We start from the raw sequence: 9,776 nt of genomic DNA, 5'->3' as shown, positions 1-9,776 counted from the left end.
CCGGAGGTCAGGGCGGTGTAGATCTCGCCGAGGGCCACGTCGAACACGGGGGCGCAGGAGTGCAGCATCCGGCTGTCCGGGCCGACCGCGCATTCGTCGCGCATCCAGGTGACGAAGTTCGTCAGGTTGGCGTGGGTCAGCACGACGCCTTTGGGTGTGCCGGTCGAGCCTGACGTGTAGATCACGAACGCGGGCGCAGACGCCTCGACGATCGGCAGGTCGACCGGTTCGGCCGCCTGCACCGTGGGCCACTCGTGGTCGAGCGCGACGACCCGTACGCCGTCGGGTCGGGGGACGCGTGGGGCGACCTCGCCGATGGTGAGCACGACCTGGGCGCCGTGGTCGGCCAGCAGCATCCGCATCCGTTCCGCCGGCCACGACACGTCCATCGGCGTGTACGCCGCGCCCGCCCGCAGCACCCCCAGGGTGGCGATCAGCGTCCACATGCTGCGGTCCAGCGCCAGTGACACCACGTCCCCGACGCCGACGCCGGCCGAGCGCAGGTACCGGGCCAGCGCCCCCGAGCGACGCTCCAACTCCGCGTACGTCAGCACCTCGCCGTCAGCGACGCCCGCGACCGCGTCCGGCGTGCGGCGGGCCCACTCCAGCACCAACTCGTGCAGCGGCTCGGCCGGCACCGGACGGACCGGACCCCGGCCCCACGCGAGCAACCGCTCCCGCTCCGCCTCGCCCAGCAACGGCAACCCTGACAGCCCGACCTCCGGCCCCGCCAACCCGGCGGACGCCAGCGTGACCGCCTGGTTCACCAGGCCCCGCACCCACTGCGTCGAGAACCCGTCCGCTGCGTAGTCCACCCGCACCGCCGACCCGTCGCCCGCGACGGCCACCACCAGGTCCACGTCCACCGCGTCCGGCCCCACCTCGGCCACCGGAGCGTCCACCAACCCGACCACCACCGGACCCACCGCGTCCGCTGCGACCGGCGCGGCCAATGCCGCATCCACCCGCGACACCAGTTCCCCGAAACCGGGATCGTCCGCGACGTCGACCCGCAGCACGCCACCCGACGACAGCCCCACTGCCACCTCGGCCTGACCGGTGTAGCGGGCCAGCACGCCCAGGACACCGGACAGCAGCACCGCGCCGGGGGAGCGCGCGCCCACCAGGCCGGGCAGGTCGACCGCCCGGAACTCGGAGGCCGCGCGGGCCGGCCACACCGTCGGCCGGCGCAGGTCGCCCATCAGGTCGAGCATCTCGACGTCGGGCCCGGAGACATCCGTGGCCGGAGCCCGACCACCAACGAACCCGACAGACATGAGCCAACCTCCGATCAGGACCGGCGCCACCCACGGGGGGTACGCCGGAGGGGAAACCACGAACTCTCAGCACGCGGCTCGCGCGCCCCACGCGGTGACGAGCGGTCCGGTGCGGACGGGCGGACGGTCAGCCGGCGGTGGTGGTACCCGCCGGCCCGGCTTCGAGGAAGCGCAACATGTGGTGGTTCAGCTCCTCGGCGAAGCTGTACGGCAGATAGTCGGTGCGGATGGTGACGCGCAGGAGGGCGTGGTCGACGCGGGGCAGCACCTCGACCGTGAGCCCGTTGGGCACCTCCCGGGCGTACGGGTCGACGACCTCCTCGGCCCGGCAGCCGGGCAGCTCCAGCGGCACCACCACGTTGTCCTGGAACACGAACGTCGGCAGGCTGGCGACCACCTCGCCGGAGAGCCCGGCGGCGGGATCGTCGGCGGTCTCCGCGAAGGGGACGTCCTGGGCCCGCATGAGGTCGCTGATCGTCTCGTCGACCCGCAGGACCAGCTTGTCGTCCTGCGGCCCGTCGAACCGCACCCGGACGCAGTTGAGGTTGAGCCGGGTGGTGAACGCGGAGTCGAGGACCCGGCTGCCCCGCTTGGCCACCACCATCAGCAGGGCGATGTCGTCCTGCTGATGGATGGCGCGCAGCGCCGAGGCGAACGCCGCCACGAAGTAGCTGGAGCGGCTGAACCGCTGTTCCCGGGCGGCGCCGTCCCAGCGTTGCAGCACCTCGGGGGTGACCGTGACGGTGTGCCCCGCCTTGGGTCCCCAGGCGAGCGCCTGCTCCAGGGGCGCGGTGGCCGGGCCCCGGCCCTGGCGGGGCAGGCCGCGTAGCTGCTCGCGCCAGTAGGCCCGCTGGGTCTCGAGGTCGGCGGCCTCGCGGAGCCGGGCGTACTCGTCGTACGACTGGCGCAGCGTCGGCGCGGGGCGGTCCCACCCGGGCGCCTGGCCGGCCTGCCGTGCCGCGTAGGCGTGGCTCAGGTCCCGCACCAGCAGCCCGTACGACCACCCGTCGAAGGCGATGTGGTGGATGCCGACGCCGAACAGGATCCGCTTCGTGGCCTTGTTCCGGATCAGTGCGGCGCGCCAGTTGCGGCCCTGGGTGTAGTCCAGGGGCTGCTGCACGGCCTCGGCGAGCTGGTCGAGCGCGTCCTGCTCGGTGGCGGCGTCGGTCAGCAGGCGCAGCTGCGGCATCGCCGGGTTCGGCGGGACGAGTGCCACCGGGGGGTCCGTGCGCCGGTAGCGGGCGTGCAGCGCCTCGTGGCGGCGGTGTACGTCGCCGAGCGCGGCCATCAGCGCCCGCAGGTCCAGCTCACCCTCGATCCACCAGGTGACCGGGACGACGACCTCCAGCGGCGACATCAGGCACTTCGCCACCTGCTGCGCGAGCGGAACCGGGCCGGGGCGCTGGCGGGCCTGTGCCGTGGTCGAGCCGGTGTCCGTACGGCGGGGTGCGGTGGCGAGCCACCGGGCCAGCTCGTACGGGGTGGGGGTGCGGTGGATCTGCGAGACGGGGACGACCACGTCGGCCGCCTCGTCGATGCCGGTGGCGACGGCCGCGGACTGCAACGACGTGCCGCCGAGGTGGAAGAAGCTGTCGCGGGTGCCGACCCGGTCGATGCCGAGGACGCTCGCGAAGACCCCGGTGACGAGGCGTTCGGCGTCGGTGGCCGGTGCCACGTACGGCACGTCGAGGTCGGGGCGCTGGGTGTCGGGTGCGGGCAGGGCGTTCCGGTCGATCTTGCCGGTGCCGCCGAGGGGGAAGCGGTCGAGGACGACGACGGCCGCGGGCACCATGTAGGTGGGGAGCTGGGCTGCGGCGTGTTCGCGCAGGTCGGCGGTGCTGAGGGGGTGGCCGTCGCGCCCGGTGACGTACGCGACGAGTCGGGCCACGCCCCGGTCCTCGCGGCGGACGACGACGGCGGTCTCCACGTCCGGATGCTGGGCGAGGACGCTCTCGATCTCGCCGAGTTCGATGCGGATGCCGTTGACCTTGACCTGGTGGTCCATGCGGCCGAGGATCTCGAGCGCGCCGGCGGTGTTCCAGCGGGCCAGGTCACCACTGCGGTAGGCGAGGCCACCGCCGTAGGGATCGGTGACGAACCGCTCGGCGGTCAGTTCGGGACGGTTGAGGTAGCCGTCGGCGACGCCGAAGCCGGCGATCAGGATCTCCCCGGGGACCCCGACGGGCATGAGGTTGAGGTTGGCGTCGACGACGCGGACCTGCCGGTTCGGCATCGGCCAGCCGATCGGCACGTACGCGCCACCCCACCCGGCCGACGCGTCGAACCACGTGCACGCCACCGCGATCTCCGCCGGCCCGTACGCGTTCACCACCCGCGTACCCGCCGTCAGCCACCGCTGGGCCAACTGCGGCGGGACGGCCTCGCCGCCGAAGATGATGCAGCGGAGGCCGGGGCAGGCGGCCGGGTCGAGCGGGGCGATGTTGGTGGCCGGTCCGAACGTGTGCGTGACGCCGTGCCGGTTGACCAGTTCGGTGAGCCGGCGTACGTCGAGCAGGTCGTCGCGCGAGCAGACGACGACGCGGCCGCCGCCGGTGAGCGTGGCGAAGATCTCCCCGAACGCGGCGTCGAAGACCGGCGCCGCCGAGTGCAGCATGCGGCTGTCGGGCCCGATGGCGCACTCGTCGGTCATCCACGCCAGGAAGTTGTTCAGCTTCTCGTGCGACAGCACCACGCCCTTCGGCGTGCCCGTCGAACCCGACGTGTAGATCACGAACGCCGGCGCGTCGACCGGCACCTCCGGCAGCCCCACCGCCGCACACGCCCGCACCGTCGCCCAGTCGTCGTCCAGCGCCACCACCGACACCCCGTCCCCGGCGGGAACCCGGGGCGCCACCGCACCGACCGTCAACACCACCCGCGCGCCGTGGTCGGCCAGCAGCATCCGCATCCGCTCCGCCGGCCACGACACGTCCATCGGCGTGTACGCCGCGCCGGCCCGGAGCACACCCATCGTCGCCACCAGCGACCACAACCCGCGCTCCAACGCCACCGACACGACGTCACCGGCGCCCACGCCCACCGACCGCAGGTACGCCGCCAGCGACCCCGACCGGCGATCCAACTCCCCGTACGTCAACACCTCGTCACCCGCGACACCCGCCACCGCCTCGGGCGACCGCCGCGCCCAGCCGAGCACCAGCTCGTGGATCGGCTCACCCGGCACCTCCCGCGCCGGACCCCGACCCCACCCCAGCAGCCGCTCCCGCTCCGCGTCGCCCAGCAACGCCAGCCCCGACAGGCCGACCTCGGGCTCCGCCGACCCGGCGGAGACCAGCACCACGATCTGATCCACCAGGCTCCGCACCCACTGCGCGGAAAAGCCCTCCACCGCGTAGTCCACCCGCAGCGCGGACCCGTCCGAGGCCACGGTCACCACCAGGTCGACGTCCACCGTCTCGGGGCCCACCTCGGCCACCGGGCCGTCGACGAGCTCCACCGCCACCGGATCCATCCGGTCCCGACCCAGCACGGGCGCCGTCCACGCCGAGCCCACCCGCGCCACCAACTCCCCGAACCCCGGGTCATCCGCGACGTCCACCCGCGCCACCGCGCCGGCCCCCGGCGACAGCCCGAGCACCACCTCGTCCTGGGTCGTCCACCGGGCCAGGACCGCCACGAGCCCCGCCACCACGACATGACCGGCCGGACCGTCGCCCGATGGCCACGGGGGCAGTACGCGGTGTGCCGAGGCCGCCCGAGCGGGCCACAACGCAGGCCTCCGCAGGTCCCCCACCAGCTCCAGAGCCACGGCGTCGGCCGCACCGTCCACGGCCTGGGCGCCATCGAACCCGACAGACAAGAGCTCAACCTCCGATCGAAAGGGGGCGACCGGAAGGCACAGGGCCGCAGCGGCCGGTCAGCCGGGATGCCGTACGCCGGACGGCGGGGTGTGACGCGAGGTGGGGCGGATCCGCCGGCCCGCCGTGGCCCCGGTGCCGCACGGGCGGGCGGACTCCGGGCGGCGTCGCGGAGGCGGCGCGCGGACCCCACGACCGGGTCGGGCGGCTGTGGCGGGTCAGTGGCGGTGTCACCGGGACGGGGTCGCCGTCCGGATTCCGGGCCGCGACCACGTCGATCGGAATGCGCAGGTGGGTGCCCGATCCGATCACCGGCACCTCCCGTCCGTCCGGGCGCCGCGCACCCATGTTCGTCCCCGATCCGGTGCGGTGAAAAAGGGAACGACGAAACCAATGGGGCCCGACCCTATGAAGCCCGGTGGAGTGGCGTACACCCCTAGAGATGCGCGCGTCGACCCCTAGTGCGTCAGCCGGAGATCGCGTCCGGAGATGGGCCGGCGAGTGGTGACCCGTTCCGCACCGTGTCCGGCATCGCCGCCGCTCGATCGGCCTGTACGCGGGATCCGGTGCGCGACCGGGACGGGGGCATCGGATCCCGGCCGATTGCGGTAGCTTCTTTGGCGGAAACACATGCCGCTATATCTTTTCTATATTGGCTGATAGGCGCCCTCTGAGAGGGTCGGTGCATGATTGTCCCGGTTCCACGGTGAACGGTCCTGTGGTTCCTTGCGGGCAGCTTTTCGGTCAGCCCGAGTCGAGGGCTCAGGTAGGCGTATTGGCGACTCCAATGGCGAAAAGGCCGCCCGCGTCCGACTGACTGGCCCATGTCGGGACAATCAGTAGTGACTATGCTTTCCCGACCATGACTCCGGTCGGTGGCTGGCATCAACCGCCGACCGTTGGTGTGCGCCTCGCCGACGCAACGCTGGCCACAAGCCAGCCGGCTTCCGGCCGGTCCAGCTCATGACCGTCCGGTCGGTGCACGCGGTACGCCCGACTCTCGCGGCCGAGCGGCCTCATCAGGACCGGGAGCCCACACTTCCGGCCACGTTCTGCGCTGTTCGTGGCCGTGGTGCGCCCGGTTTCAGTGCCACCCCGAGGCCCCCAGTGGGCCGGCATGTCAGGAGATTCAATGCAGGTGCCCATCCAGGTACAGGTGTTCGCGCACGACGGGGTGATCCTGGCCCGACCGCCCGACCCGGTGGCGACCGCCGACAGCCGCTATCTCGCCGACGCGGGTGCCGCCCTGCACAACGGCTTGGACATGATCACGGGTCTGCACCTGACCCTTCCGCACCAGGCGGCGGCCATTTGCAGCACCGGTTCCAGCGCGGACAAGTCGCTTCGGCTGCTCAGCCGATCCGGTCTCAAGACGCCCAGTGATCTGCGGGAATTCCGTTCCGGCGCGCAGGCGGTGCAGTACGCCCGGGAAGCCGTCGAGCGGGGCGAGACGCTGGAGTTCCAGTTTCCCCCGCACGATCCGCAGTTGCGGGCCGCGCGCAGCCGGGTGCCCGCGGACCTGCTCGCCCGCCTCAACAACAAGACCGTGCTGGAGAGCCTGGTCGCGCCTGAATATCTGCCGCGTCGGCAGGTCGCCACCCCCGCCGACGTACGCCGCATCGTGCAGCAGGACCGCCGGCCGGCGGTGATCAAACCGGCCGGTGTCGAGGTGTTCAGCGGAATCGCGATCTTCACCCGGCGGTTGCAGGACAAGCGGAACCGCACCATGTTCAACCAGCTGGAACAGGTCAGCGACCAGTGGATCGTCGAGGAGGAGGTGCCCTTCCGGACGGTCTGGGGCCTCCAGTTCGGCGTGACGGAGAGCGGATCGGTGCACTACTTCGGTGCGTCCGTGCACCTGCCGCAGCCCACCTCGACGTGGGTCGGTTGTGTGATGGACGACGACCAGCCGCCGGCCGAGCTGGTCGAAGCGCTGACCGTAGGGGTCCGAAAGGCCAGCGCGCTCGGGTACCGGGGGTACTGCTCCTTCGACGCCGGGATCGGTCGTGACGGCGCCCTGCGGGTCATCGACCCGAACTTCCGGGTCAGCGGGGCCACCACCTCGCTGCTGCACCGCAGTTCGCTGCTGGGCCAGCATCCGTGTGCGATGACCACGTTCTTCTCGCTGGCCCCCGGCGTCGACGCCGAGCCGATCCTCGCGCCGTTCATCGACCGGGGGCAGTTCGTCGTCTTCATGCACCACGACCCGGCGGAGACGGACAACGGACCGCTGCCGGCGACCATCGTCGGCATGGTCGGGGCAGCGGACCGGTACGCCTGCGGAGTGCTGATCGCGCAGATCCAGCGGGCGCTCGGCAGCTGACGCGTCGACCCCGGTCCCGGCCCGGGTCGGCGCGCCCGTGCCCTGTTCGGCCGGTGCCTGTTCGGCCATCGGCGCGGGCACCGACGTGGCGATCGAGCCGGTGCCCGCGCCGATGCTGTGGCGCGGGCACCGGCCCGACGCACGGCGGAGACGGCGGCGGTGCCGAGCGTCGTCCGGGTGGCCCGGCCCGCGGCGTCGACTCCTCCGGCGGGGGCGTGCACCGCCCGCCCGCCCGCTCGCTGCGCGGCACCGGCGGGCGTGCCGGGCACGAACCTGACGGCCTACGGCGCGGGCCTCACATGCCGGTCAGGGCGGTGCGGACGGCAGCCTCGGGGACGTCAGCGACCAGTTCGGGCCCGGCCGGGCCGTCCAGGACGAAGGACAGGCCCGAGGTGGCCTTCTTGTCCCGGCGCATCAGCGCGACCAGTTCGTCGTGGTCGACGCCGGCGGGCAGCGTGGTGTCGAGCCCGTAGCCCGCCACCACGTCGTGGTGCTCGGCCACCCGGTCGGCGGGGACACGGCCGAGGACGCCGGCCAGCCGGCCCGCGAAGACCGTGCCGACGCCGACCGCCTCGCCGTGGCGCAGGCCGAAGTCGGTGGCCCGCTCCAGCGCGTGCCCCAGCGTGTGGCCGTAGTTGAGGATGTGCCGCAGGCCGGAGTCGCGCTCGTCGGCGGCCACCACCCGGGCCTTCAACGCCACGCAGGCGGCGATCTGCTCCGCGACCGGCCGGTCGCGGAGCTCGCCCGCACCGATGAAGTGCGCCCGGGCGATCTCCCCGTACCCGTTGCGCCACTCCCGTTGCGGCAGCGTGCCCAGGTGCTCGGTGTCGCAGAGCACCGCCCGGGGCTGCCAGTAGACCCCCACGAGGTTCTTGCCCTCCGGCAGGTTGACCGCGGTCTTCCCGCCCACGCTGGCGTCCACCTGGGCCAGCAGCGAGGTCGGCAGGTGCAGCACCGCGACGCCCCGGTGGTAGAGGCCGGCGGCCAGGCCGACCACGTCCGTGGTGGTGCCGCCGCCGCAGGAGACGACCGCGTCGGCCCGGGTCAGCCCGAACTCGGCGAACGCCCGGCAGAGCTGCTCCACCGTGGCCAGGTTCTTGTCGTGCTCGCCGTCGCGGGCCGGCACCACCCGGTGCGGCACGCCCGGGTCGGGCGTCCACTCCGGCGGCCGGGCCGAGACCACCACGACCCGTCGGGCGCCGATCCGCGCCACCTCCGCCGGGAGCCGGTGGCGCACGCCGGGGCCGATCAGCACCGGGTACGAGCGCTCCCCGAGCGCCACCTCGATGCGGGCCGGCTCGGTGGCGGGACGGTCAGGTGCGGACGCGTGCATGTGGCTGCTGCCTCCTCGGCGCGACGGGGACCGGCGGGCTCGCGGCCGGGCGGTCCCGGACCATCGACAGGCGCAGCGCCAGCGCGGCCAGCGAGTCGACCTCCGGCCCGATGCCCCACCGGTCGTGGGTGAGCTGCGCGTGGTGCGCCAGCAGGAAACCGGACGGCGTCGTCGGGTGGTCCCGACCCACCACGTCGGCCACCCGGTCCAGGTAGCGCTGCCACGCCTCGGCGACCTCCCCGCCCAGCGGCAGGTCGCCGGCCGCCAGGACGATCTTCTCCGCGCCGGCGTCGGCCTGCGCGGCCAGGTCGCGCCGCTGCGCGCCGGTGAGCCGCTGGCCGCGTTCCTGCCAGTGCAGGAAGAGGAACGCCAGGCGGTCGGCCGCCGGCACCAGCCCGGTCAGGTGCCGCAGGTGCGCCACGGCCAGCGGCAACTCGATGCCGACCAGCCAGGGCACGTCCCCGCCGAGCAGGGTCAGGGCCAGGTCACTGCCCGCGAACGCGAGCGGGCCGCCCCGGGCGGCGTCGCGCACGGCGCACCGGTCGGCGGCGAGGGACACCTGCGGGTCGTACGCGAGCAGCCGCGCCCGTACGGCGTCGAGCGCGGCCGGGGCGGCGTGGAAGCCGAGGCGCAGGTGCCCGGCGGGGGAGTCCTCCGGGTCGAAGAACCAGTCCATGCCCGGATCGGCCCGCCGGGCGGCGGCGACCAGTTCGGTCAGGACGGTTCCGACCAGCTCGATCACCCGTGTGCCCGGGCAGCCGGCCGGCACGGCCGAGCGGGCGAACAACCAGCAGCGTTCCAACGACGGCACCTCGGCTGACGGGCGGGTGGAGCACGGGATTCGACGGTCCGCGGGGGTCGCCCCATCATCGGCCTGCGGCCCGTTCCACCACCCGATCGGCGCTTCGAACTGGGGACGACTTAGGGGGTGACAGGGGTAGGACGCCGGCAGGGCGCTCGGAAGACTTGGGCCGCTACGCGAGCGAGGTCTACGCCGCGGATGAGGAGTCTCGCCGACGGACGGA

The 9,776-nt window shown here is 73.4% G+C and carries 5 protein-coding genes; 1 reads left to right on the top strand and 4 read right to left on the bottom strand.

Going from position 1 to position 9,776, the window contains the following annotated elements; translation table 11 throughout:
• Positions 1–1,277: AMP-binding protein (locus tag ACGFIR_RS31495; RefSeq protein WP_393008715.1), on the bottom strand; the 1,277-nt coding region annotated here is incomplete at its 3' end.
• Positions 1,278–1,404: 127 nt separating this feature from the next.
• Positions 1,405–4,926 (bottom strand): amino acid adenylation domain-containing protein, encoded by a 3,522-nt coding sequence (locus ACGFIR_RS31490; RefSeq protein ID WP_393149022.1) that lies wholly within the window; start codon positions 4,924–4,926, stop codon positions 1,405–1,407.
• A gap of 1,301 nt (positions 4,927–6,227) precedes the next feature.
• On the opposite strand from ACGFIR_RS31490, the gene ACGFIR_RS31485 reads away from it, so the two are divergent.
• Positions 6,228–7,418, top strand: coding sequence for an ATP-grasp domain-containing protein (locus tag ACGFIR_RS31485; protein ID WP_393008719.1), 1,191 nt, complete (start codon positions 6,228–6,230; stop codon positions 7,416–7,418).
• 295 nt (positions 7,419–7,713) lie between these two features.
• On the opposite strand, the gene ACGFIR_RS31480 is transcribed toward ACGFIR_RS31485, so the two are convergent.
• Both ACGFIR_RS31480 and ACGFIR_RS31475 read right to left on the bottom strand, forming a co-directional pair.
• Positions 7,714–8,751 carry a 3-dehydroquinate synthase family protein gene (locus ACGFIR_RS31480; RefSeq protein ID WP_393008721.1) on the bottom strand — a complete coding sequence of 346 codons (1,038 nt, stop codon included), beginning with the start codon at positions 8,749–8,751 and terminating at the stop codon, positions 7,714–7,716.
• A complete protein-coding gene (locus ACGFIR_RS31475) occupies positions 8,732–9,562 on the bottom strand; it encodes a hypothetical protein (RefSeq protein ID WP_393008723.1) in 831 nt (276 codons plus the stop codon). The genes ACGFIR_RS31480 and ACGFIR_RS31475 overlap by 20 nt, the downstream gene beginning before the upstream one ends.
• Between the last annotated feature and the right edge of the window lie 214 nt (positions 9,563–9,776).

The sequence above is a fragment of the Micromonospora sp. NPDC049051 genome (genome assembly GCF_043197575.1).
Classification (GTDB): Bacteria; Actinomycetota; Actinomycetes; order Mycobacteriales; family Micromonosporaceae; genus Micromonospora.
Note: the sequence above shows the minus strand (reverse complement) of the source record. Positions and strands in the feature narration are given on the sequence as shown.